The sequence below is a fragment of the Nonomuraea sp. NPDC002799 genome (genome assembly GCF_053592075.1).
In genome coordinates this window covers 127,562-150,829 of the sequence record NZ_JBSFVA010000023.1, presented here as the reverse complement: position 1 = coordinate 150,829, position 23,268 = coordinate 127,562, and the positions used below count along the sequence as shown (strand labels likewise).

The 23,268-nt window shown below is 70.3% G+C and carries 23 protein-coding genes; 12 read left to right on the top strand and 11 right to left on the bottom strand.

The window, feature by feature from the left end; translation table 11 throughout:
• Positions 1-105: 105 nt before the first annotated feature.
• The 3 genes from ACWD0F_RS34115 to ACWD0F_RS34105 are packed head-to-tail and all read right to left on the bottom strand — an operon-like array spanning position 106 to position 2,878.
• Entirely contained in the window at positions 106-1,338 is a 1,233-nt protein-coding gene (locus tag ACWD0F_RS34115; protein WP_449883055.1) for a bifunctional RNase H/acid phosphatase, read from the bottom strand.
• The gene (locus tag ACWD0F_RS34110; RefSeq protein WP_449883052.1) at positions 1,335-2,075 is read right to left on the bottom strand and encodes a zinc ribbon domain-containing protein; all 741 of its coding nucleotides are present in this window, start codon (positions 2,073-2,075) and stop codon (positions 1,335-1,337) included. Before ACWD0F_RS34110 ends, ACWD0F_RS34115 begins: the two co-directional genes overlap by 4 nt.
• A 2-nt stretch (positions 2,076-2,077) precedes the next feature.
• A complete protein-coding gene (locus tag ACWD0F_RS34105; protein WP_449883050.1) occupies positions 2,078-2,878 on the bottom strand; it encodes a Nif3-like dinuclear metal center hexameric protein in 801 nt (266 codons plus the stop codon).
• A 101-nt stretch (positions 2,879-2,979) separates the two neighbouring features.
• On the opposite strand from ACWD0F_RS34105, the gene ACWD0F_RS34100 reads away from it, so the two are divergent.
• Together ACWD0F_RS34100 and ACWD0F_RS34095 are read left to right on the top strand one after the other, a co-directional pair.
• Positions 2,980-4,461 carry a flavin-containing monooxygenase gene (locus tag ACWD0F_RS34100; protein ID WP_449883047.1) on the top strand — a complete coding sequence of 494 codons (1,482 nt, stop codon included), beginning with the start codon at positions 2,980-2,982 and terminating at the stop codon, positions 4,459-4,461.
• 54 nt (positions 4,462-4,515) lie between these two features.
• Positions 4,516-5,544, top strand: coding sequence for a dipeptidase (locus ACWD0F_RS34095; protein ID WP_449883044.1), 1,029 nt, complete (start codon positions 4,516-4,518; stop codon positions 5,542-5,544).
• 43 nt (positions 5,545-5,587) lie between these two features.
• Here the strand turns inward: ACWD0F_RS34095 and ACWD0F_RS34090 are convergent, their stop codons facing one another.
• Complete coding sequence (locus ACWD0F_RS34090) at positions 5,588-5,977, bottom strand: SSI family serine proteinase inhibitor (protein WP_449883042.1); 390 nt, start codon at positions 5,975-5,977, stop codon at positions 5,588-5,590.
• Positions 5,978-6,162: 185 nt separating this feature from the next.
• On the opposite strand from ACWD0F_RS34090, the gene ACWD0F_RS34085 reads away from it, so the two are divergent.
• The 4 genes from ACWD0F_RS34085 to ACWD0F_RS34070 all read left to right on the top strand — a co-directional run bounded on the left by ACWD0F_RS34085 (position 6,163) and on the right by ACWD0F_RS34070 (position 10,602).
• Positions 6,163-6,945 (top strand): GNAT family N-acetyltransferase, encoded by a 783-nt coding sequence (locus ACWD0F_RS34085; RefSeq protein WP_449883039.1) that lies wholly within the window; start codon positions 6,163-6,165, stop codon positions 6,943-6,945.
• A gap of 65 nt (positions 6,946-7,010) precedes the next feature.
• Complete coding sequence (locus ACWD0F_RS34080) at positions 7,011-8,444, top strand: Nramp family divalent metal transporter (RefSeq protein ID WP_449883036.1); 1,434 nt, start codon at positions 7,011-7,013, stop codon at positions 8,442-8,444.
• Between the two features lie 41 nt (positions 8,445-8,485).
• Positions 8,486-9,484, top strand: a complete 999-nt coding sequence (locus tag ACWD0F_RS34075; protein WP_449883034.1) for a helix-turn-helix transcriptional regulator — start codon at positions 8,486-8,488, stop codon at positions 9,482-9,484.
• Positions 9,481-10,602: a C45 family autoproteolytic acyltransferase/hydolase gene (locus ACWD0F_RS34070; protein WP_449883031.1), complete on the top strand. Its 1,122-nt coding sequence runs from the start codon at positions 9,481-9,483 to the stop codon at positions 10,600-10,602. Before ACWD0F_RS34075 ends, ACWD0F_RS34070 begins: the two co-directional genes overlap by 4 nt.
• Here ACWD0F_RS34070 and ACWD0F_RS34065 read toward each other — a convergent pair.
• Genes ACWD0F_RS34065 through ACWD0F_RS34055 form a run of 3 tightly spaced genes read right to left on the bottom strand, consistent with a single transcriptional unit; the run spans position 10,587 to position 14,251 of the window.
• A complete protein-coding gene (locus ACWD0F_RS34065) occupies positions 10,587-12,071 on the bottom strand; it encodes an AMP-binding protein (RefSeq protein WP_449883029.1) in 1,485 nt (494 codons plus the stop codon). The genes ACWD0F_RS34070 and ACWD0F_RS34065 overlap by 16 nt on opposite strands.
• A complete protein-coding gene (locus tag ACWD0F_RS34060) occupies positions 12,072-13,088 on the bottom strand; it encodes an acyl-CoA dehydrogenase family protein (protein WP_449883027.1) in 1,017 nt (338 codons plus the stop codon).
• Positions 13,085-14,251, bottom strand: coding sequence for an acyl-CoA dehydrogenase family protein (locus ACWD0F_RS34055; RefSeq protein WP_449883024.1), 1,167 nt, complete (start codon positions 14,249-14,251; stop codon positions 13,085-13,087). The genes ACWD0F_RS34060 and ACWD0F_RS34055 overlap by 4 nt, the downstream gene beginning before the upstream one ends.
• A gap of 105 nt (positions 14,252-14,356) precedes the next feature.
• Here ACWD0F_RS34055 and ACWD0F_RS34050 point away from each other — a divergent pair, with 105 nt between their 5' ends.
• The 3 genes from ACWD0F_RS34050 to ACWD0F_RS34040 all read left to right on the top strand — a co-directional run bounded on the left by ACWD0F_RS34050 (position 14,357) and on the right by ACWD0F_RS34040 (position 16,360).
• On the top strand, positions 14,357-14,521 hold the full coding sequence (locus tag ACWD0F_RS34050) for a hypothetical protein (RefSeq protein ID WP_449883022.1): 165 nt from the start codon (positions 14,357-14,359) through the stop codon (positions 14,519-14,521).
• Between the two features lie 181 nt (positions 14,522-14,702).
• The gene (locus tag ACWD0F_RS34045; protein WP_449883019.1) at positions 14,703-15,308 is read left to right on the top strand and encodes a TetR/AcrR family transcriptional regulator; all 606 of its coding nucleotides are present in this window, start codon (positions 14,703-14,705) and stop codon (positions 15,306-15,308) included.
• Between the two features lie 83 nt (positions 15,309-15,391).
• Entirely contained in the window at positions 15,392-16,360 is a 969-nt protein-coding gene (locus ACWD0F_RS34040; RefSeq protein ID WP_449883016.1) for an AurF N-oxygenase family protein, read from the top strand.
• Positions 16,361-16,368: 8 nt separating this feature from the next.
• Here the strand turns inward: ACWD0F_RS34040 and ACWD0F_RS34035 are convergent, their stop codons facing one another.
• Entirely contained in the window at positions 16,369-17,133 is a 765-nt protein-coding gene (locus ACWD0F_RS34035; RefSeq protein ID WP_449883013.1) for a class I SAM-dependent methyltransferase, read from the bottom strand.
• Positions 17,134-17,184: 51 nt separating this feature from the next.
• Between ACWD0F_RS34035 and ACWD0F_RS34030 the strand changes: the two genes are divergently transcribed.
• Together ACWD0F_RS34030 and ACWD0F_RS34025 are read left to right on the top strand one after the other, a co-directional pair.
• Positions 17,185-17,814, top strand: coding sequence for a copper resistance CopC family protein (locus tag ACWD0F_RS34030; RefSeq protein WP_449883010.1), 630 nt, complete (start codon positions 17,185-17,187; stop codon positions 17,812-17,814).
• Positions 17,811-18,851 (top strand): copper resistance D family protein, encoded by a 1,041-nt coding sequence (locus ACWD0F_RS34025; protein WP_449883008.1) that lies wholly within the window; start codon positions 17,811-17,813, stop codon positions 18,849-18,851. The genes ACWD0F_RS34030 and ACWD0F_RS34025 overlap by 4 nt, the downstream gene beginning before the upstream one ends.
• Before the next feature lie 126 nt (positions 18,852-18,977).
• Here ACWD0F_RS34025 and ACWD0F_RS34020 read toward each other — a convergent pair whose 3' ends face one another.
• The 3 genes from ACWD0F_RS34020 to ACWD0F_RS34010 all read right to left on the bottom strand — a co-directional run bounded on the left by ACWD0F_RS34020 (position 18,978) and on the right by ACWD0F_RS34010 (position 22,634).
• Entirely contained in the window at positions 18,978-20,156 is a 1,179-nt protein-coding gene (locus tag ACWD0F_RS34020) for a hypothetical protein (protein WP_449883005.1), read from the bottom strand.
• Positions 20,157-20,218: 62 nt separating this feature from the next.
• The gene (locus tag ACWD0F_RS34015) at positions 20,219-21,097 is read right to left on the bottom strand and encodes a class I SAM-dependent methyltransferase (protein WP_449883003.1); all 879 of its coding nucleotides are present in this window, start codon (positions 21,095-21,097) and stop codon (positions 20,219-20,221) included.
• Positions 21,098-21,236: 139 nt separating this feature from the next.
• The gene (locus tag ACWD0F_RS34010; RefSeq protein ID WP_449883001.1) at positions 21,237-22,634 is read right to left on the bottom strand and encodes a cytochrome P450; all 1,398 of its coding nucleotides are present in this window, start codon (positions 22,632-22,634) and stop codon (positions 21,237-21,239) included.
• A gap of 82 nt (positions 22,635-22,716) precedes the next feature.
• Between ACWD0F_RS34010 and ACWD0F_RS34005 the strand changes: the two genes are divergently transcribed.
• On the top strand, positions 22,717-23,124 hold the full coding sequence (locus tag ACWD0F_RS34005) for a PaaI family thioesterase (protein WP_449882998.1): 408 nt from the start codon (positions 22,717-22,719) through the stop codon (positions 23,122-23,124).
• Positions 23,125-23,268: the final 144 nt, after the last annotated feature.

The following is a 23,268-nucleotide window of genomic DNA, read 5'->3' as shown; positions in this document are numbered from 1 at the left end:
CTCACCTACCTCGTCATGATCCAGACGGCGGTGCTCTCCGCCGCTTCCGTGATCATGAACCTGCCGCGCGCCGAGGTCTGCGCCGCCGGCCCCGCACGTGCTGCCTCAGCGTGACAGGTGGGAGATGTCGTTGAACGACTTCACCACGGAGGGGCCGTCCGCGTAGTACTCGATCAGGGACAGGCACGCCAGGTCTAGGTGCATGCGGTAGAGGGCCTCCAGCGGGGCCAGCAAGGCGATCCTGAGCAACATCTTGATGGGCGTCACGTGCGACACCGCCACGACGGTCTTGCCCTCGTAGCGCTCCACCAGCCGCTCCCCCGCCGCCTGGACGCGGCGCGCCGTGGTGGCGAAGCTCTCCCCGCCCGGCGGCGCGGTCTCGGGGTCGGCGAGCCAGGCGGCGAGCTCGGCGGGCCAGCGGCGCTGCACCTCCGTGAAGGTGTGGCCCTCCCAGGCGCCGAAATCAGCTTCCCTGAGGTCTTCGTCCACTTCGACGTCCAGGCCGGTCCGCTGGGCGACCGCTTCCGCCGTCTGCCGGGCGCGCTTGAGCGGCGAGGTGACGATCACATCCAGCCGGTACGGCTCGCGCGACAGCCGCTCGGCCGCCGCCGATGCCTGCGCCAGGCCGTTGGGCGTGAGCTCGGCGTCACCGAGGCCCGAGAACCGGCGCTCCAGGGACAACTCCGTCTCGCCGTGCCGCAGGAGGAGCAGCGAGGTGGCGACCCGGGTGGGCGGCCCCCAGCCGGTGCCCTTGCCGCCCTGCTGGGCGGTGACCAGGGAGGCGGTCGGGGCGGACAGCCCGGAGATGTTGTCGCCGGCGTCCAGGAGGTCCGTCTGCCGGGCCGCCCGGGCCGGCTGCGGTGAGGGGGGCGAGGATGCCGGGGCGCCGGGGGCGGTCGTGCCGCCCGCCTTCCAGGTCAGGCCCTTGGCGGCGGCGTCCATGGCCTCGTTGGCCAGGCGGTCGGCGTGCTTGTTGCGCTCGCGCGGGATCCAGGTCCACTCCGTCACCCGCAGCCGCCTGACCAGCCCCTGCGCCTCCAGCGCCAGCGGCCGGAGGTTTTCGTGCTTGATCTTCCAGCGGCCGGCCATCTGCTCGACGACCAGCTTGGAGTCCATCCGGACGGCCACGGGGACGCCCTCGCCGGCGAGGTCGAGCACGGCCGTGAGGCCCGCGATCAGCCCGCGGTACTCGGCCACGTTGTTGGTGGTGACGCCGATCGCCTCGGCCGCCTCCGCCAGCACCTGGCCGTCGGAGGCGTCCATGACGACCGCACCGTAGCCGGCGGGGCCCGGGTTACCGCGCGAGCCGCCGTCCGCCTCGATGACGTAGGACGTCACAGGCCCGACTCTGCGGTGCGGACGAGGATGCGGCGGCACTCGTCACACCGGATCACCTCGTCGTGGGGGGCGGCCTTGATGCGGTTCATCTCGGCGATGGACAGGGCCACCTTGCAGCCCTGGCACCGGCCGCCGTGCAGCATGGCGGCGCCCACGCCGTACTGGCCCTTGAGCTTCTCGTAGAGAGCGAGCAGGTCGGCGGGGATCTCGCCGGAGATGCCGGCCCGGCGGCCCTGCGCCTCGGACGCGTCCTTGTCGATCACCGTGAGCTCCGCGTCGCGGCGGTCCTCGGCGGTCCGCAGGGAGATGGCGATCTCGTCGCGCTGCCGCCCCAGATCGGTGGCCTTGGTGTCGGCGGCCTCGCGGCGCTCCATGATCTCCAGCACGATCTCCTCCAGGTCGCCCTGGCGCTTCTGCAGCGAGCCGATCTCCGACTGGAGGCCGGCCAGGTCGCGCGGGGAGGTCACGGCGCCGGAGTCGAGCCGCTTCTGGTCGCGGTCGGATCGGGTGCGGACGGCGTCGACGTCGTTCTCGGCCTTGCGCTGCTCGCGCGCCAGGTCACCGGCCTCGGTCTCGACCTCGATCACCTGAGTGGCGAGCCTGGCGTACTGCTTGGACCGCTCGTCGATCTCGGCCAGCTCGGGCAGGGTGCGGCGGCGGTGGGCCAGCCGATCGATCACGGAGTCGAGCTGCGCCAGGTCGAGTAGTCGCTTCTGGGTCTCAGGGGCTGCTTTCATGATCAATATCCTCTTGTCCAAGCATCGGTGACCGTGGCGGAGACACGTGTTTCAACGGTAACGCCACTGGCGCGCAGGATGGACGCCGCACTGTCGAGCCAGGGCCACTCGGTCGCCCAGTGAGCGGCGTCGATCAGCGCGGGCCCGCCCGCCTCGACGAACTCGCTGGAGGGATGATGCCGCAGGTCGGCCGTGAGGAACACGTCGACCCCCGCGGCCGCAGCCGCGCCGAGGAGCGAGTCGCCCGCGCCGCCGCTGACCGCCACCCGCGTGACCGGGCGGGACAGGTCGCCCGCCACCCGGATGCCGCCGGAGGTGCGGGGCAGGCCCTTGGCCGCCCGCGCCGCGAACTCACCGAGCGAGGTGGGCTCCGGCAGCTCGCCGATGCGGCCGAGGCCACGCCACGGGTCGTCGGGGAAGGGGCGGAGCGGCACCAGGTCGCCGGTCAGGCCGACGGCTCTGGCGAGGGCGTCGGACACGCCGGGGTTGGCGACGTCGGCGTTCGTGTGCGCGGTGTAGAGGGCGATGTCGTTCTTGATCAGGGTGTGGACGAGGCGGCCCTTGGGCGTGGTCGCGGCCACGCTCGACGTGCCGCGCAGGTAGAGGGGGTGGTGGGTGACGATCAGGTCGGCGTGCCAGTCCAGCGCCTCCTCGACCACGGCCGCGACGGGATCGACCGCGAACAGCACCCGCCGCACCTCCTGGGCGGGGTCTCCGCTGACCAGGCCCACCGCGTCCCACGACTCGGCTCGGGCGGGCGGGTAGGCCGCCTCGAGCACCTCGATCACGTCCGTCAACGTCACAGCAGCCACCTGCGCAGACTACCGGTGCGAGAGCGTGGCGGGGGTGTTGTCAGAACGTGGTTCGGCGTACTGTAAGTGGATCCTGACACGCGGAGGTCGGCATGGCACCAAGCGTCGCGATCATCGGAGCGGGATTCGGCGGATTGTGCATGGCGATCCAGCTCGAACGGGCCGGGATCCACTCCTACACGGTCTTCGAGAAGGCCGGCGACGTCGGCGGCACCTGGCGCGACAACACCTATCCGGGCGCGGGCTGCGACATCCCCTCCCATCTGTACTCATACTCCTTCGAGAAGTACGCGAGCTGGACGCGCCGCTACCCCGAACAACCCGAAATCCTCGGCTATCTAGCGCACTGCGCTGATAAATACGACGTCAGGCGAAAAATCCGCTTCAACAGCGAGGTGCGGCGAGCCACCTTCGACGGGTCGAAGTGGCAGCTCACCACCACGGGCGGCCCTTCCGGGGAGCACCCCGAGGAGTTCGAGACCGAGGAGTTCAACACCGAGGAGTTCGATGTGGTGGTGATGAGCGTGGGCCAGCTCAACCGCCCCCACCTACCCGACATTCCAGGCATGTCGGAGTTCGAAGGCATCTCCTTCCACTCCGCCCGCTGGAACCACGGCCACGATCTCACCGGCCGGCGTGTCGCGGTGATCGGGAACGGCTCGTCGGCCGCCCAGTTCATCCCGCGTGTCGCGGAGCGCGCCGAGCGCCTGCACGTCTTCCAGCGCACCCCCAACTGGGTGATCCCCAAGCCGGACGCCGCGTTCGGCTCGCTGACCAGGCTCGCGTTCCACTTCGTCCCCGGCCTCCAGCGGGCCTACCGCGAATGGATCTACCGGTACGCGGAGGCGACCCTCTACCCGGCGCTCGCCCAGGGCTGGAGCACCGGCCTGCTGAAGAAGCGGGCGCTGCGGCACTTGGAGGACCAGGTCCCCGATCCGGCGCTGCGGGCCAAGCTCACGCCGGACTATCCGCCCGGATGCAAGCGGGTCGTCATCGACAGCTCCTTCTATCCGGCGCTGACCAGGCCCAACGTGGACGTGGTGACCGACCGGATCGTCCGGATCACGCCGAAGGGCGTCGAGACCACCGAGGGCCTGCGCGAGGTCGACGCGATCGTCTACGCCACCGGCTTCGCGAGCACCGAGTTCCTGGCGCCGATGGGCGTCACGGGGCGCGACGGCCGGTCGCTGGAGGAGCAGTGGAAGGGCGGCGCGGAGGCGTACCTCGGCATCTCGGTGCCGAACTTCCCGAACCTGTTCCTGCTGTACGGCCCCAACACGAACCTCGGCCACAACTCGATCATCTTCATGATCGAATGCCAGGTGAACCACATCATGTCCTGCCTGCCGCACCTGTCGGGCCACGGCCCGATCGAGGTGCGGCCCGAGGCGATGGCGGCGTGGCGCAGGCAGCTCGACGCCGCGATGTCGCGCATGGTGTGGGGCGGCGGATGCGAGAGCTGGTACAAGACGGCGGAGGGCCGGGTCACCAACAACTGGCCGGGCCCGACGACGCTCTACCGCCGCCTCACGGCCAGGCCGCCGATGCCGGCCTACCGGGGGATCACCGGCTGAAACCGGCGGGGGCCTGGAACGATGCCGGAGAGGGAACGCGGTAACCTCCTGCGCATGATGCGTCCCCTCCACCAACGCGCCGTCGTGGCCGACACCCACAACGACCTGCTCATGGCCGTCTCCGCCAGGCCGCCGGCGCAGTGGGCCGCGTTCTTCCGTGAGCAGTGGCTGCCGCAGCTCGTCGCGGGCGGGGTCGATCTGCAGGTGCTGCCGGTCTTCATCGACGACCAGTACCGGCCGGAGGGCGCGTTGCGGCAGACGCTGCGCATGATCGAGTGCGCGCACGTGCTGGCCGAGGGCAACTCCGACGCGGTCCGGCTCTGCCTCGACGCCACGGCGATCGACCGCGCGCTCGACGAGGGCAAGATCGCGCTGGTGCTCGCGCTGGAGAGCATGCCGGGCATCGACGCGAGCGTCGAGCTGATCGCGACCATGCACCGCCTGGGCGTCCGCGTGGCCTCCATCGCCCACTTCGGCCGCACGCCGCTGGCCGACGGCAGCGGCCAGGACGCCACGGGCAGCGGGCTGACCTCCGACGGCGTCGCCGCGCTGGCGGAGATGGAGCGCCTCGGCATCGTCTTCGACGTCTCCCACCTCGGCGCGTCCGGCGTCGCGCACGTGCTGGAGCTGGCCACCCAGCCGGTCATCGCGACCCACTCCGCCGCCCGCGCGCTGCGCGACCACCACCGCAACCTCACCGACGACCAGCTTCGCGGGGTGGCCGCCGCCGGGGGCGTGATCTGCGTCAACTTCTTCGCCCCGTTCCTCGCCGACCGCGAGGCGGACATGACCCTCGACCGTCTGCTCGACCACATCGAGCACGTCGTCGCCGTCGCCGGCATCGACCACGTCGGGCTCGGCCCCGACTTCATCCGCGAGGTCATGGACGACCTGACGCCGCCGTGCTGCGAGGGCGTTCACTCCAGGGGCGTGAACCCGAAATCCGCCGTCCCCGGGCTGGCGGGACCGTCGGGGCTGCCCCTGGTGACCGAGGGGTTGCTCGCGCGCGGGCTGCCGGAGAAGGACGTCATGAAGATCATCGGCGGCAACGTGCACCGCTTCCTCGGCGAGCGCCTGGCATGACGCTGCCCGCACGCGGAGCGCGGGCGGGCAGCGCGGACGCGGGCTAGACGACCGGGCCCAGCTTCCGCTCCATCTCGCAGCGGTTGGGGAACACCTCGTGGTACGGGTTCGGCCGGCCGTACCAGTGACCGTGCACCGTGATCTCGACCGGATCCCAGATCCGGGGGCACGGCCCGGGATCGACGTCGAGGGCCCGGTAGTAGCCGTCGACGCGGCGCAGCTCGTGACAGGCCGCCCCAGGATGCGGATGGTAACCGCCGTCGGGGTCGCAGATGAGGCGCATCGAGTACGCGCCGCCGTCACGCGGCGTGACGGTTATGTAGGAGTCGGCACCCACGTCCGCGGCCGCCGGGAGGGCCGCGAGGGTCAGGGTCACGGCCGCGCACAGTCCGATCGCGGCCATCCGGCGAGCAGTGGTGATCATGAACGTCATGCGAACCTCCCAGGTCAGCGGCCCTCCCGGGTCCAGGACGGCACCTCCACATGACTACACGGAGTGACGGACCGGCGACCACCGGCAGCATGGTGAGCAGTACGTGATCAAAAAGTTACACAGTGCTATCTCCACTGGTGAGGAAGGGCTTCGCGGCGCCAGTTGCGGCATGGGTAAATGGGGAGATGAGCACTGATGTGATGATCCGGGAGCTGCACGAGATCGACGAGTTCAAGCAGGTCTCCCGGCTCTTCGACGACATCTGGCACCCGGATCCGAGCAACGTGCCCGTGACCATGGAGCTGCTGATCGCTTTCGCGCACACGGGCAACTACGTGGTGGGGGCGTACGCGGGCGACACGCTGGTGGGCGCCTCGGTGGGCTTCCGGGCCGCCGGCGGGGCTTTGCACTCGCACGTGACAGGAGCCCGCACCGGCCGCGGCATCGGCTACGCGATCAAGTCGCACCAGCGGGCCTGGTGCCTGGAGCGGGGGCTGGAGCGCGTCACGTGGACGTTCGACCCCCTCGTCCGCAGGAACGCCCGCTTCAACCTGGTCAAACTGGGCGCCCTGCCGCAGGAGTACCTGGAGAACTTCTACGGGGTGATGGCCGACGCGATCAACGAGGGAGACACCTCCGACCGCCTGCTGGCACTGTGGGAAATAGGCGCGGGCTCCCCCGGCGCGGGCTCCCCCGGCGCGGGCTCCCCCGGCGCGGGCGCGCTCTCCATGGAGGCGGGACCCGCACTCAGCGCGGGGACGGACGGACGGCCCGTGACCCGGACGGTCCATGGGAACGTGCTGCTGGCGGGCACGCCGGCCGACGTCGAGAGGTTGCGGCGGGAGGATCCGGCGGCGGCCAAGGCGTGGCGCGGGGCGATGCGGGAGGTACTCGGCGGAGCCATGAAGACGGGTGGACAAGTAGTGGGATTTACGGATAAGGGCGAATATGTGGTGGTGCTTAACTAGGTATTCCACTGGAGTTTGCGATCTCTGTAATGTGGCGGGCAAGCAAGCCGAACAAGGAGATCCGCATGACGGACTTCACCCCCACCGTTCCGGCGCGAGTCCTGCCACCCGTCACCATCCGCGACCTGCCCGAGCCGCCCCGATCGACCTGGCGTGTCATCGGCCCCGGCCTGGTCGGCGCGGGAGTGGGGCTGGCATCGGGCGAGTTCATCCTCTGGCCGTACATCGCCTCCCAAGTCGGTCTCGTCTTCATCTGGGGAGCGGCGATCGGCATCATCACCCAGTGGTTCCTCAACATGGAGATCGAGCGCTACACCCTGGCCACCGGCGAGACCGCGCTGACCGGATTCAGCCGCATGTGGAGACACTGGGGCCTGGTCTTCGTGCTGATGACGCTCTGCTCCAACCTGTGGCCCGGCTGGGTCACCACGTCGGCGACCATGGTGACGTACCTGACCGGGTCCGGCGAGGACAGCGTCCGGTGGATCGCGATCGGGATGCTCCTCGTGATCGCGATCGCGCTGACGATGGCGCCGGTGATCTACACGCTCCTCGAACGGGTCATCATCGTGAAGATCGCCCTGGTGGCGACGCTGATCGTGGTGGCGATCCTGTTCGCGATCAACGCCGAGAGCTGGGTCGAGCTGGGCAAGGGGCTGAGCGTCGGGGCCAGGTTCCCGGTGCCGCCGCTGGAGTTCGCCGTGCTGATGGGCGCCATCGCCTACGCCGGCGCGGGCGGCGGACAGAACCTCTGCCAGAGCAACTGGATCCGCGACAAGGGCTTCGGCATGGGCCAGTACGTCCCGCGTCTGGTCAGCCCGGTGACCGGGCACGAGGAGGCGGCCGCGTCGACCGGCTACCAGTTCGCGCCCACCAAGGAGAACCTCGCGCGGTGGCGGCAATGGTGGCGCTTCGCCAACGTCGAGCAGGCGTGGACGTTCGTGCTGGTGTCGTTCGTGACGATCGCGCTGATGTCGATGCTGGCCTATTCCACCGTCTTCGGCCGGGAGGGGTTGGCGAACAGCATCGGCTTCCTGAAGGTCGAGGGAGAGGTGCTGCAGAACACGGTCGGGCCGTGGTTCGGCGTGCTGTTCTGGGTGATCGGGGCGCTGGCGCTGTTCGCCTCGGCGATGGGCATCGTCGACTACAGCTCGCGGCTGGCCTCCGACACGCTCAAGACGGTCTACCTGCGCGACAAGCCGGTCTCCGTCAACAGGGTCTACTTCTTCACCGTCTGGGCCCTGGTGCTGGTCGGGATCGGGATCCTGCTGCTGGGCCTCGACCAGCCGCTCGTCCTGCTGGTGTTCTCGGCGTGCTTCGCGGCCGTGATGATGTTCGTGTACTCGATCCTGCTGATCGTCCTCAACCGGCGGTCACTGCCCGAGGCCATCAAGGTGCGCTCGTACCGGCTGGGCGCGCTGGTGTGGTCGGTGCTCTTCTTCGGCACGCTGACCGCGCTGGTGATCATCACGCAGGCGCAGAAGCTCTTCGGGGGTTGACGCGGAAGCGTTCTTGCCGCATTGACCGGCAGACTGGGCGCATGCTGGAAACCTCCACCCGCCTGCTCAAGCTGCTCTCCCTGCTCCAGGCGCACAAGGAGTGGTCGGGCCCCGAGTTGTCCGCCCGGCTGGGCGTCTCGACCAGGACGATCCGCAACGACGTCGAACGGCTGCGCTCGCTCGGCTACCCGGTGCACGCCACGCCGGGCGTCGCGGGCGGCTACCGGCTCGGCGCGGGAGCCGCGCTGCCGCCGCTGCTGCTCGACGACGAGGAGGCCGTGGCGGTCGCAGTCGGGCTCGGCAGGGCGGCCGGCGGCGGCGTCGCGGGCATAGAGGAGTCCTCGGTACGCGCCCTGGCCAAGCTGGAGCAGGTGCTTCCGTCCCGGCTGCGCAGGAGGGTGAACACGCTCAACACCTACACCGTGCAGATCCCGGGCGCCGTGCCCGCCATGGTGGCCCCGGAGGTGCTCACCACGATCGCGAACGCGGCCCGCGACCACGAGCGGCTCCGCTTCGACTACACCGGCCACGAGGGCGGGACGACCGTGCGCGACGTGGAGCCGCACCGCCTCGTGCACCGGCGTGGCCGCTGGTATCTGGTGGCCTTCGACGTCGAGCGGCAGGACTGGCGCACGTTCCGGGTGGACCGGGTGCGGCCGCGCACGCCGGCCGGCCCCCGGTTCACCACGCGCGAGCTGCCGGAGGGCGGCGACGTGGCGGCGTACGTCGAGAGGGGCGTCTCCACGGCGATGTGGCGCTTCCAGGCCACGGTGCTGCTGCGCGCGGCCGCCGAGCGGGTGCGCGCGCTGCCGATGGGCCTGGAGGTCGAGCCGGTGGACGAGGACACCTGCCTGCTCAAGGCGGGCGGCGACGACCTGGCGGCCATGGCGGTGTGGATCGGGTTCATCGGGGTGGACTTCGAGGTGCTGGACTCGCCGGAGCTGAGCGCGGAGATCCTGCGGTTGTCGGAGCGCTACCGGCGGGCGGTCAGCCGCCGGTCAGGGCCCGGTCAGCGGGCACCGGCACCCTGGGAGTCATGACAGAGATGACGCACGTCGCAGGCGGCAAGGACGACTTCCAGCTCGTCACCCACCTCACCCTCACCGGCAGCCAGTTCGAGATCGGCCAGGCCGTCGCCGAGGAGGCCCGCCGGCTCGGCTGGTCCCCCGCCCAGGCCGACCCGATCGTGAACCGGGCCCGCCGCACCTGGTTCGAACGCCACTGGCCGCAACACCACGCCCGCATGGACGGCGCGGCGACGGCCCTCGGCCTCGACCCGGACCAGGACGCGGTGGCCCTCGACAGCCTGCAGTTCATCCCCGAGGGCTCCGGCTGCTCGGCCATGTGGATCCCGCCGTCGGCGGCCACGGACGGCCACGGCCGCGCAGGCCGCACCTACGACTTCTTCCCCACGACCACCAGCGAGATCATGGGCGGCGTCCCCCGGCCTGGCGAGCTGCCGATGGCCTCCCGCCCGTACGTGATCACCACGGTGCCCGACGAGGGGCTGTCGACGACCGTGATCACCATGAACGACCTCGACGGCGGCATGGACGCCATCAACTCCGCGGGACTGGCGGTCATGCTGCTGGTGGCCGACTTCGAGAACGCCGCGCCGCCGGAGGGCGACCTCACGCCGCAGGTCGGCCTGGCCGGCGTGCAACTGCCCCGGTTCCTCGTCGACACCTGCGAGAACGTGGCCCAGGCCAAGCAGGCGCTGCTGGGCGCCAAGCACTACGACTACGGGACGGCGCTGCACTACCTGGTGGCGGACGCGTACGGGCAGGCGTTCGTGTGGGAGCGCGGCCGGAACGGCAGCGAGCACATCGTCGACCTCGGCGACGGACCGCTCTGCGTCACCAACCACTTGCTGCACCGCAACCCCGACCCGATGAGCCTGCCCCAGGACGGCCCGCACAGTTTCGGCAGCTTCGGGCGGCTGCGCACGCTGCACGAGCGCAGCAAGGGCGCCACCATGTCCGCGCAGGACGTGCGCGACAGCCTGCTGGCGGTCCAGCAGGCCGAGGACGCGGACGTGCCGTTCCGCACGTTGTGGAGCACCGTCTTCGACACCGCCGACCGCACCCTGTCCACCCGCTTCTACCTGGGCGACGGCCGGCGGTACACCGAAGAGCTGGTCTTTCACGCCTCCAGGTAGTCGGCGCGTACCTTCGAGCGCGACAACTTGCCCGTGGGGGTACGCGGCAGCTTGGCCCGGTATTCGATCACCTTCGGCTGCTTGAACCTGGCGATGCGGGGCCCGCAGTGCTCGATCAGCTCGGCGGTCAGGGCGGGCCCCGGCTCGACGCCCTCCACGGGCTGGACGAGGGCGACGACGTTGTGCCCCCACTCCTCGTCGGGCACCCCGATGACCGCCACGTCGGCCACGGCGGGATGCTCCAGCAGGGCGGCCTCGATCTCGGCGGGGTAGATGTTCACGCCGCCGGAGACGATCAGGTCGGTACGGCGGTCGCACAGGAACAGGAACCCGTCCTCGTCCAGGTAACCGATGTCCCCCGGCGTGTACCACTCGCCCAGCATGCTGGCCGCGGTCTTCGCCGGATCCTTGCGGTACTCGAACGTGCCCATGCTCGACTTGACGTAGATCAGGCCGGGCTCGCCGGGGGGCAGCTCCGCGCCGCTCTCATCGACGATCTTGGCCTCGAACGTCGGCGCCGGCCGGCCCACCGTGCCCGGCCTGGCCAGCCAGTCGTGCGGCTTGACGGCGAAGGCGATGGTGGACTCGGTCGAGCCGTAGTACTCGTACAGCACCGGCCCCCACCACTCCATGATCTGCTGCTTGACCGCGACGGGGCAGGCGGCGGCGGTGTGGATGACCTGGCGCAGGCTCGACACGTCGTACTTGCTCCGGACGTCCTCGGGAAGCTGGAGCATCCGGTGGAACATGGTCGGCACCATCATCGCGTTGGACACCCGGTGGCGTTCGACGAGCTCCAGGATGTCGACCGGGTCGAACCGGGGCGTGATCACCACGGTGTGCCCGAAGTGCAGCGCGAACTGCGTGTGCGCGCACGGGGCGGAGTGGTACATCGGCGAGGTCACCAGGTGCACCGCGTCGCCCGGCGTCAGGTCCACGACCTCGCCGAAGAACCACCGGTACAGCGGCGCGATGTCCTCGGGCGGGGCGCCGGGCAAGGGCCGCTGCACGCCCTTGGGGAAGCCGGTGGTGCCGGAGGTGTACCACATGACCGCTCCGGACGTCCGGTCGCCGGGCGCGTCGGCGGGCTGCCCGCCGGCCAGCCCGTCCGTCCCGATCTCGGCCCCGGGTACGGCGAAGCCGGGCCCGGTGACGACGACCTTGGCGTCGCAGTCCGTCAGGATGTAGGCCACCTCGGCCGCGGTCAGATGCCAGTTGATCGGCACGTAGTAGAGCCCGATCTGGCCGGTCGCCATGAGCATGACGACCGCGTCGATGCCGTTGGGCAGCACGCCCGCCACCACGTCGCCGGTGCCGAGCCCACGGGCCCGCAGCCCGTGCGAGACCTGGTTGACCCGGGCGAGCAGGTCGCCGTAGGTCGTGTGCGTGCCGTCGGTGTCGATGACCGCGAGGCGGTCCGGGTCCGCGGCGGCGATGGCGTAGAAGCCGGGTAGCTGGCTGACGTCCATTTACAGCTCCAGCAGGTGTGCGAGGCGGGCACGGTGGATACGGGGCGGGCCCAGCAGCACCTCGTCCGCCTTGGCCCTCTTGTAGTACAGGTGCGCGTCGTGCTCCCAGGTGAAGCCGATGCCGCCGTGCAGCAGCAGGTGGTCGCGGGCCACCTCGAAGCAGACGCGGCCGACGTACGCCTGGGCGAGCGCGGCGGCCCCGGGGAGCTCGTCCGGGGCCTCGTCGGCGGCCCAGGCGGCGTATCTCACGATGGACTCGGCCTGTTCGAGCTTGCCGTGCATGTCGGCCAGCTTGTGCTTGACGCCCTGGTAGGAGCCGATGTAGCGGCCGAAGGCCACCCGGATCTTGGCGTAGGCGACGATGGCGTCCAGAGCGGCCCGCATGACGCCGAGCTGCTCGGCCGCCAGCGCCACGGACAGCAGGTCGTCGATCTCGGGCCACGTCCCCAGCGCCCGGCAGGGCGCGCCCGCCACGACGACCTTCGCCTGGCCGCGGGTGAGGTCGAGCGTCTCCAGCGCCGTCCTGGTGACGCCGGGCGCGGCCAGCTCGACGGCGACGAGGACCTCGCCGTCGCCGCTCCTGGCGGGCGCCACCAAGACGTCGGCCTCCATGCCGTTGAGCACCTGGGCGAGGGTGCCGCTCACGGTCGTGCCGTCGAGGTCGAGGGGGGAGCGGGCCAGCGTGGCCGTGATCCTGCCTTCGGCGATGCCGGTGAGCAGTTCCTTGTCGGGGGCCTTGGTGAGCGCGATGGCGGCGAACGCGGTGGCCAGGAACGGCCCAGGGAGCAGGGCCGCGCCCGTCTCCTCCAGCGCGACCGCCAGCTCGGCCAGGCCGGCGCCGGCTCCGGCGTACTCCTCGGGGACGATCAGCCCCGAGAGGCCGAGCTCGCCGTTCAGCCGGGCGTACACCTGTGGGTCGTATCCGTCGCGGACCTTGGGCAGGGGCGAGGCCGTGCGCAGGAACGCCCGCGCGGCCGCGCGCAACTGCTGCTGCTCCTCGCTGAGTACGAGCTTCACGCCTGCGTCCCCACTTTCAGGTCCTTGAACGGCACGGTCTTGTCCACGCGCGGTTCCGGCGGCAGGCCGAGCACGCGGTCGCCGACGATGTTGCGCATGATCTCGTTGGTGCCGCCGCCCAGCGCCATGCCGGGGGCCAGCGAGATCGACTGGGCCAGGGGATGATCGGCCAGCGCCGCCTCGGGGCCGACGAGCTGCGTGGCCAGGTCGGCCTGGAACAGCGTCAGCTCGGCCAGCAGCAGCTTGGCGGCGCTGCCCCGGGCGCCGGGGAAGATCCCGGCCTTGGTCTCCTGGGCCAGGCGCTGGTTGAACAGCGCCAGCGCGCGGGTGCGGATGTGCAGCTCGACGAGCTGGTCACGGACCAGCGGGTCGCCGGTGTCGACGACCTTGCGCAGCGCCTCGATCGAGGTGGGGTTGTCGCGCTGGCCGCCCATGCCGACGCCCGCCGAGATCGACAACCGCTCGTGCAGGAGCGTCGTGACGGCCACGCCCCAGCCGTCGTTGACCTCGCCCACGCGGTGCTCGTCGGGAATGGGGACGTTGTCGAAGAAGATCTCGTTGAAGTTGGCCCTGCCGGACATGTCCCGCAGCGGTCTGACCGTCACCCCGGGATGGCGCATGTCCACCACGAACATGGTCAGCCCCTTGTGCTTGGGCACGTCCACGTCGGTGCGGGTCAGCAGCAGGCCCCAGTCGGCGTGGTGGGCGACCGAGGTCCACACCTTCTGCCCGTTGACGATCCAGTGGTCACCGTCGCGTTCGGCCTTGGTCTGCAGGCTGGCCACGTCGCTGCCGGCGCCGGGCTCGGAGAAGAGCTGGCACCAGATCTCCTCGCCGCGCAGCAGCGGCCTGACGAACCGCTCGCGCTGCTCGTCGGTGCCGCGGTCGACGAGCGTCGGCCCGGTCATGCCGAGGCCGATCGAGAAGACGTAGGTGGGCAGGGAGTGGTCGCGGGCCGCGGCGGCGAACTCGCGCTCCTCCGCCTGCGTCAGCCCCTGACCGCCCCACTGTTTCGGCCAGGTGATGCCGGAGTATCCGGCGTCGTAGAGCTTGGCCATGAATTCCTTGGCGCGGACGACCGGGTCGGTCTCCGGGCCGTCGTCCGCCGCGGTGTTCTCCCGCAGCCAGGCCGCGGCGGCACTCCGATACTCAGCAAGGTTCACGTCGTCTCCTTGGCATCAGTGCCCACTTACTCTAGTCAGGGCGCCCCAGGACGCATAGAGCATTGCTCTGGGGGTCTTTCCAGTGGTTTTGCCAAGGAAACTCCCATGATGCGGAGTGCGAGCACGTCACGTAGTCATCTGATCACTGCGTTCGCACTGCCGGGCCGGTCGTCGCGCGCGCTCGCCCGCGCCATGGGCGGCACGCTCACCGTCGAGGACTCCGAGACCGGTGCGCGCTTCGTGGTGCGAATCCCGGTACGCGAGCGCTGAGACGGGGTACTGAAACCTTTTCGACCCCCCTCGGCGAGCGTGGAAGGCCCTGTGGTTACCATGATCAACATGACAGACCGTCAACGAACCAGCCAGTCCGTATCCGTTCCGTCCTCATAACAGAATGGCCCGCCCGATTTATCCGACAAAAACGTTTAATGAGAAGTTAGAGCTGCCCGCTGTGACAACAGGTTTCCGCGAATTACGGCGCCAGGATCTCCTGAAGACGGCCTGCGAGGTGATCGCGGAGCAGGGATTCGGGCATACCAGGACGGTTGACATCGCCCGAGCCGCCGGCGTCAGCCAGGCGCTGCTCTTCTACCACTTCGAGACCAAGGAACGCCTGTTCGCCCAGGCCTTCAGTTACGCGGCCCGCCTGCATCTCAACGCGCTCAACGAGATCGAGCAGTCCTCCGCCAACCCGCTCGACCGGCTGCGTACCCTGCTCAGGCTCTGCTCGCCGGCCATCACCTCCGAGGGCTGGCGCCTGTGGATCGACGCGTGGTCGGAGGCGATGCGCAGCTCGGAGCTGGAGGAGATCTCCCGCAGGATCGACCTGCAGGGCCGGGAGCTGCTGCGCGGGATCATCGAGGCCGGGGTGACGGCGGGCGACTTCGAGTGCGGCGACCCCGACGCGGCGACGTGGCGGATCCTGGGGCTCATCGACGGGCTCGCGATCCAGATGCACGTGCATCCCCGGGTGTTGTCACGGCGCCGGGTCAACGCTCTCATCCGCACGGCCGCCGCCACCGAGCTCGGAGTGGCCGTCGAAAACCTGCGACCCTGACCCTTTCCTCGCTATTGGATTCTTCGTACAATACTGGCGGGGCTCGGCTTATCGACTCATCGATGAGGAGAGGGGCGCATGCCATGACAGCCGCACCAAGCTCTAGCGCCGCCAGGGAACACGACGAGCGGGTGGCGAGCAGGAGCGCCTACGAGGCGGTCATCGAACGCCTGTCGAAGGCGTCGGTGGACAAGCACTGGGAGCCGTACCGCGACATCCCGTGGGAGGACCCGGAGTTCCTGGTGGAGCAGACGGATCCGCGCTGGGAACTGCCCGGCTTCGACAAGCTGGGCAGTCATCCGTGGTATCGCAGCCGCTCTCCCGAGGTGCGCGCGGCGATCGGGTTGTGGCGGGTGGCCACCGCGATGAAGATCGGGCTGCAGTTCGAGAACCTGCTCAAGCGCGGCCTGCTCAACTACGCCTACCGGCTGCCGAACGGATCGCCCGAGTTCCGTTACGTCTACCACGAGACCATCGAAGAGGGACATCACGGGATGATGTTCCAGGAGTTCGTGAACCGCACGAAGCTCCCCATCCGCGGCATGCCCGGACCGCTGTCGGCCATGGCGCAGGTGGCGCCGTGGATCCCGCTGATCTCGACCGAGCTGTTCTTCGTGTTCGTGCTGGGCGGCGAGGATCCGATCGACCACGTGCAGCGCAAGGTGCTCAAGGAAGGCCGGGCGCACCATCCGCTCGAAGCGGCCATCATGCGGATCCACATCGCCGAGGAGGCGCGGCACATCTCGTTCGCCCGGCACTATCTGCGTAACCGGGTGCCGAGGATGCCGGCCCACCGGCGGCTGCTGCTCGGCGTCGCCTCGCCGATCGTCCTCGGGGTGATGGCCCGCATCATGCTGGCGCCCCCGGGGGCGATGATCAGGCGCTTCCGGATCCCCGCGAACGTGGTCGCCGAGGTCTACCTGCGCAACCCCGCCGCCCATCAGGAGATCAAGGACTCGGTGAGCAGGACGCGGGAGCTCTGCGCCGAGATCGGGCTGATCAACGCGCTGACCCGGCGGATCTGGAGATTCTTCGGCATCTGGGACGGCTGACGTCCCGGTCAGTCCCCCGGCCGGCGGCCGATCAGCACCTCGGTCACCGTGACCTGCACCCACCTGCCTGTGGGGTTGAGCGCGAGCAGCGCCTTCCTGGCCGCCTCGATGAAGGCCGGCACCCGGTCGCCCAGGCGGGCCGGGGCGGTGTAGGAGTAGGAGAGCTGCAGGCCGAGCACGGCGGTCAGGTCGTAGGTCATCCGGTGCTCGTACCTGGCCGAGTCCAGGGCGCTGAACGGCGAGGTGATCAGGACGTCGTGGTGGTGCTCGCCGGTGGCCTGGTAGGAGTTGGAGGCGGTGAAGGTGTTGACGCCGAACTCGTCGCGCACCCGCCGCATGGCCGGCTCCCAGGGCTGCTGCACGTCGTCGCGGGTGGGGCCGATGAGCGCGACGACGCCGCCGGGGGGCAGCAGCTCATCGAGCTCGGCCAGCACCGTACGGCGGTCCATCCAGTGGAACGAGCGGCCCATGACGATGTGATCGAACGGCGGAAGCTCGCGCAGCGTCGTGGAGTCGCCGCGCACCCATCGCAGGTTCGGCAGCCCGGCCGCCAGCCGCCCGCCCTCGGCCAGCATCTCCTCGTCCGGATCGACGGCCGTCACCTCGCGCACCCGGCGGGCCAGCGGAATCGCCACCGTGCCCGGGCCGCTGCCCAGGTCGAGAACGCTGCTGTCACGGCCGAACGTGCTCGCCAGATGCTCGATCGCCGCGTCTCCATGATCGGCGCGGTATTTCGCGTAGTAGGGCGCCGCGCCGCCGAACAGGTCTCTCATGGATGGGACCATATACAAGTTCGACACCGGTTCCACGGAAGGTTCTGATCCTTGAGGCGGCTACTCACGCTCCTGCTGCTCGCCTGCGCCACGGTGGTGATCGCCCCGTTGCCGGCTCAGGCGCACAACGTGCTGATCGGCAGCGACCCGAAGGACGGGGCCACCCTGACGGCCTCGCCCGCGCGGGTGACGCTGCTGTTCGACCAGGCGGTGCGGCAGGGGTACGCGCAGGTGGGCGTGACCGGGGCGGACGGGGCCGCGTGGGCCGACGGGGCGGCCGTGGTGGCGGCGGAGCGGGTGTCGGTGAAGGTCAAGCCGTTGCCGGCCGGCGGCTCGTACGTGGTGGGCTACCGGATCCTGTCGGCCGACGGGCACCCGGTCACCGGCCGGATCAGCTTCAGCCTGGCCGCCGGGGCCACGTCCGGCTCCGCTGCCACGGTTGACACCGCTGACACCGGCACCGCCGCTGACACCGCCGCTGACACCGCCGGGGCCGCGGAGGCTGCGGCGAACGGCGGGGCCGGGATGGCCGTGGTGTGGATCGTGGGCGCGCTGCTCCTGCTGGCCGCGGGCACGGCCGTCGCCCTGCGCCGCTCAGGCGCTCCCGCCGCGTCGGCCTCTGGCGAGGGTGCCGGCGCTTCGGGGGACGGGGCGGCTCGGGCTGAGGGGACGCGCGCGTGACCCTCACCGCTCCCCCCGCCCCTCCGCTCCCCCGGCAGCGCGTCGGCGGACGGCTCGTGGCCGGCGCGTTCGTGGTGTGCGCGATCGTCTCCGCCGTGGCCGCCAGCTCGTTCACCGCGCAGCCGTCCGTGCCCGGCATCCCCATGCCGGGCCCGCTGGTCTCCTACGGCCTGCCCCTCGTGCGGGTGCTGCTCGACCTGGCCGCCGTGGCGGTCGTCGGGCTCAGCCTGGTGCCCAAGCTGCTCGGCTTCGACGACCCCGAGCGTACCGAGCCCGTGCTGCTCCGGGTGCGGCCCGTGGCCGTGCTCGCCGCCTGGGTGTGGGCGATCTGCGCGCTGCTCACCATCGTGTTCCAGACGGCCGAGCTGAACCCCGGCAGCGTGCCGACGTTCAGCATGATCGCCGAATATGTGGGAAACGTCGGCACCGGCCAGGGCCTGCTGTTCAGCGCCGCGTGCGCGCTGGCCGCGGCGGGCATCGGGCTGATGGCGGTGCGCTTCGGCGAGAAGGTGCCGGCCGAGCTGCGGGTGATCGTGGCCCTGTTCGGGCTGCTGCCCATCCCGGTCACCGGCCACGCCGTGAACTCGGTCTGGCACGACCCCATCATGATCTCGATGGAGATCCACGTGATGGGCGCGGCGGCGTGGGCGGGCGGGCTGGTGGCGACGGTCGTGTTCGTGGCGCCGCACCGAGGTCTGCTGGCCGTGGTGCTGCCCAGGTTCTCCAGGATCGCCACGGTGTGCCTGCTCATGGTCGCGCTGTCCGGCCTGATCACGGGGCTCGGCACGATGGCGCTCACGCCGGGCGTGACGCTGCCCGACGCGATCGTGACCAGCCATTACGGGCTGCTGGTGGTGGTCAAGACGGTGCTGGTGGCGGCGCTGGTGCCGCTGGCCGCGCACATCCGCTGGCGCCTGCTGCCCGCCGTACGCCAGGGCCGGGCCACCACCCTGGTGGGCTGGGCGATGGCCGAGCTCTGCGTGATGGGCCTGGCCTACGGCGTGGCGGTGGCCATCACCAGGGCCACGATCGCCTGATCGGCCGCCTTCGCCACCCGACCAAGAAGCCCCGGTGACATCACCGGGGCTTCGATCGGCTAAGAGCCTGCGGTCATGGCGGCGCGGCGACGATCACGGGGGCTTCGATCGGCTAAGGGGCTACCGTCATGGCGTCGCGGCGACGATCACCGGGGCTTCGATCGGCTGCGGCCTGCGCTTGGTCGCGATCCACTCCACCGCCAGCCAGGCGGCCATCAGTCCCAGCCCGGCCCAGACCGCCGACGACGTGACCAGCGGAGGCGCGCCGACCAGGCCCTCCTGGCCCCTGAGCGCGCCGTACACCGACCCCATGATCGCGCTCTGCGCCACCAGTGCCCCGTAGACGACGGCCGTACCGGCCACCGACCCCAGCACGGCGCGTGCCACGGGCGTCCGCAGCAGGAACGCCGCGTCCACCGCGAGCCCGGCGACCACCAGGAAGAACGGCACCGCCGACGGCGGGAACCCGGTGAGGGTCAGCAGCGGCCAGATCAGCGTCCTGAAGGCCACGTAGACGGCGGCCACGAGCGTGGCGGCGCCGAACCTGCCGATCAGCAGCCGCGCCACCACCAGCACCGCCAGCCCGGCGATGGCCGCGTACACCGGATAGAGGTAGTCCGGCACCGGCAGCGAGAACGCGGTGATCATCGCCCGGTCGATCGGCCGCCCCATCTGGTCGGCCGCGAAGCGCAGCAGAATCGGCTCGGCGTAGGCGGTCCCGTTGTCCCAGGCGCCGAGGGACAGGATGCCGTACTCCTGGTGCTGCTCGGGGAAGTGCACGTTCTCCAGGAAGAACACGAAGAACGCGCCCAGCACCACCGTCCGCTCCCTGCCAGGCGGCGCGCCCATGAACCAGCCGCGGATCACGCCCGCGATCATGAAGAACGTCCCGAGGTAGAGCATGATGTGCGACGGGCTCCACGAGGTGATGTCGAGCCCGTTGACGCGGTGGTTGATCAGGTCGAGCGGCACCGCGACGAGGAAGATCCCGGTGCCCCACTGGATCAGCCTGAGCGCCATCTTGTCGACGCCGTAGCCGGTGTAGCCGTGGATGATGGTCAGGGCGAGGGCGAGGGCCGTGCCGGCGGAGTTGAGCAGGTGGGGTGGGGCGAGATCATCGCGCAACCACTTGAAGTGCCACGAAACGTCCCACGCCGAGCCGAGCACCTTGAGCGTGAACGCCAGCAGCCAGCCGAAGTAGAGCACCCTGAACAGGTCTTGCGGCGTCTCGCGCCCCGCCTGGCCTCTGGTCCAGTGCGGCAAGGCCCACTCGGCGGCCTTCTTTATCGATGCTGGAGACTTCACGAAAGTGAATCTTACGGTCCTCCGCGACACGGCTCCGCTTGACCGGCCTTTCGCGTCGATTCCTACGATCGGGGTGGATACGTACCGCGAGAATTCCGTCCATGCCGTTCGGCGTCTGCTCGTGCCGGCCGCTCCGGCGCCGGAGCAGGTTCGCCGCCGGCTGAGGCGCGCAGCGAGTACATGAGCGGGATCCTGGGTGCACCTTCCGGCAGGCGGTACGCCGCGCCGTCGGAGACCAGCGTGGCGAAGCGCGGGAAGAGGGTGTGGTCGTGCTCGCGCACGAACTCCACCCGCAGGCCCGCCGCCGCCACCGCGCTGACGACCTCGCCGAGGCCGTGCTGGAACTGCACCGAGGTCTGGTGCTCCAGGACCTCATTGCCGGTGTAGGTGTGCGGATATTCCCAGACCTGGGGGCCTTGGTGGAAGTAGTCGTGGGAGATGGTGGTGCCTGTCTCGTCATCCAGGAGGTCGGCGAACGGATGAAATTCGGCGACATAGAGGAAGCCGCCGGGCTTGAGCAGTGCGGCGGCCGTTTCGGCCCAGCGGGTCAGGTCCGGCAGCCAGACCAGTGCGCCGAGGCCGGTGTAGACGATGTCGTACGTCTCACCGAGCGCCTGGGGCGCGTCGTAGACGTCGGCGGTGACGAACCTGGCCGGGATGCCGCACGCGCGGGCGATGGCGCCTGCCTGGTCGACGGCGGCGTCCGAGAAGTCGAGGCCGGTCACCTCGGCTCCGAGCCTGGCCCAGGAGAGGGTGTCGAGGCCGAAGTGGCACTGCAGGTGCACCAGCCTGCGGCCGGTCACGTCGCCGACCTCCGCACGCTCGAACGGCCGCAGCGGGATCCGGCCGGCCTTGAAGCCTTCGACGTCGTAGAAGGCGCTGCTGACGTGGATGGGGACCCGCGCGTTCCAGTTGGCCTTGTTGACCTGCAGGTAGTCCATGGCGTCGGAGCCTAGGCGAGACCCTTGTCCCGGCGCCTTCCATTAACGGGCCGCTCGGCAGCGGTCCGGCGTCACGGGCAGGGGCTCGGCGCGGCGTCACGCGCGAGGGCTCGCCGTGCGGCCCATGGGTCTCGGCGTTTTATGCGGCCCTGGCCGGTGTGAGGTGGATGGGGAGGTGTTTGAGGCCGTTCTGGAAGTTGGACGTGAGCCGCTGAGGCCGTCCCGCGAGCTCCACGTCCCAGGACAGCAGCTCCTTGAAGAGCGAGCGGAACTGCGCGCGGGCCAAGTGGGCGCCCAAGCAGAAGTGCGGGCCGAAACCGAAGCTGACGTGGTCGTTCGGGGCGCGGGTGATGTCGAAGCGGTCGGGATCGGGAAAGACGGACGGGTCCCGGTTCGCGGAGGCGTGGTAGACGACGACCTTGTCACCCGCGTGGATGCGCCGGCCGCCGAGGGTGAGGTCGCGCGTGGCCGTACGGCGGAAGTGCATGACGGGCGGCCAGAAGCGGAGCATCTCCTCGACGGCGGAGTCGAGGAGTGAGGGGTCGGCGCGCAGGCGGGCCAGCTCGCCGGGGTGCTGGAGCAGGGTGAGCAGACCGCCGGGGATGCCGTTGCGCAGGGTCTCGTTGCCGGCGACGGCGAAGAGAAAGAACATGTTCTCGAACTCCGCCTCCGTCAACCCGCCCTTCCGCATGGCGGACATGACCGACTCGCCGTCCACGGGGGTCTCGGCGAGCGCATGCGCGTACGCGAACATGTCGCTCAGCGCCGCCCTTGATCGCGGATTCGTACCGGGCTTGAGCTCGGGCTTCGACTCAAGGGCGAGACGTCCCATGGGGCTCAGGGACTCGACGTCGGCCGTGGACAAGCCCGCGTAGTCGGCGTCCTGGTAGCCGATGACGCGCGAGGCCCAGTCGTACAGCAGCCGCTTGTCCCGCGCCGGCACGCCCATGACGTGGGCGAGCGTCCATACGGGCAGCTCGGCGGCCACCTCCACGAAGTCGCACTCCCCCTCGGCGAACAGCGCCGCCGCCCGCCCGGCGATCGTCCGCTCCAGGGCACGCACCGCACGCGGCGTGAACGCCGCCGCCACGATCCTGCGCAGCCTGGAATGGTCGGGCGGGTCCATGTTCAGCATCTGGACCTGCACGAAGGCGAGGTCGGACGGGGTGTCGGGGTCGCGGATCTGAGTGGCGCCGAGGTGCGAGGAGAAGTCCTCGGGGCTGCGCAGGACCCGTTTCACGTCACGGTACGCGAACACCGCCCAGTAGCCGGGACCCTCCCGCCACGGCCCGACGGGTGGCTCCGGAACCCACCAGACGGGAGATTCGGCCCTGAGGTCGGCGAACAGGTCGTACGGCACGTCTCTCTCATAGGTGGACGGCAGGAACACCTCCACCACCGCCCGCCCCGGACCACCGTGCCCGCCATCCGGACGCCCGGGACCGTCACCGAAGCGCTCCGTGCCGTCGCCTGCCATCACCCGCGTGCCGCCCTTCTCGTCCCGCGCGCGTCCGAGGCTCGACGTCGCGTCATCCACAGGCAGACCCCACTGTGTCTCCTTATCCACAGCACCCTCGCTCACCGCCTCACCCACGCAGTCCAGCGTGCATGATGAGCGCGTGACTCCAGAAGACGCAGAGGCGATTCTCCAGGAATACTTCGCCCCCTGGATCCAAGAGCTGGGCCTTCGGGTGGAGGAGGTGGGTGAGCGTCACGCCATCGTCCGGCTGCCCTGGTCCGACGCCCTGGCCAGAGACGGCGGCGGCCTGTCGGGCCAGGCGATGATGGCCGCCGCCGACACGGCCACGGTCGTCGCCATCTCCTCGGCGCGCGGCGGGTTCGTGCCGATGACCACGGTGCAGCAGTCCACGACGTTCCAGCGCCCGGTGAGCGGCAAGGACGTGCTGATCGACGTACGGATCACCAAGCTGGGGCGGACGCTGGCCTTCTCCGAGATCGCCCTCACCGCCGAGGGCAGCAACGAGATCGCAGCCCAGGCCACGACGGTCTACGCCATCCTGGCCTGACCCCGGCCCACCACCATCCCAGCCTGCCTGCCTGCCGTTCAGCACTTCCGGCCGCGCGCGCGATGACGCCGGACGGGCGATTCTGCCGATCGAACACCGAGCACCATACGAGCGACCTGGGCGTGAACGCCGTCTCAGGGATCT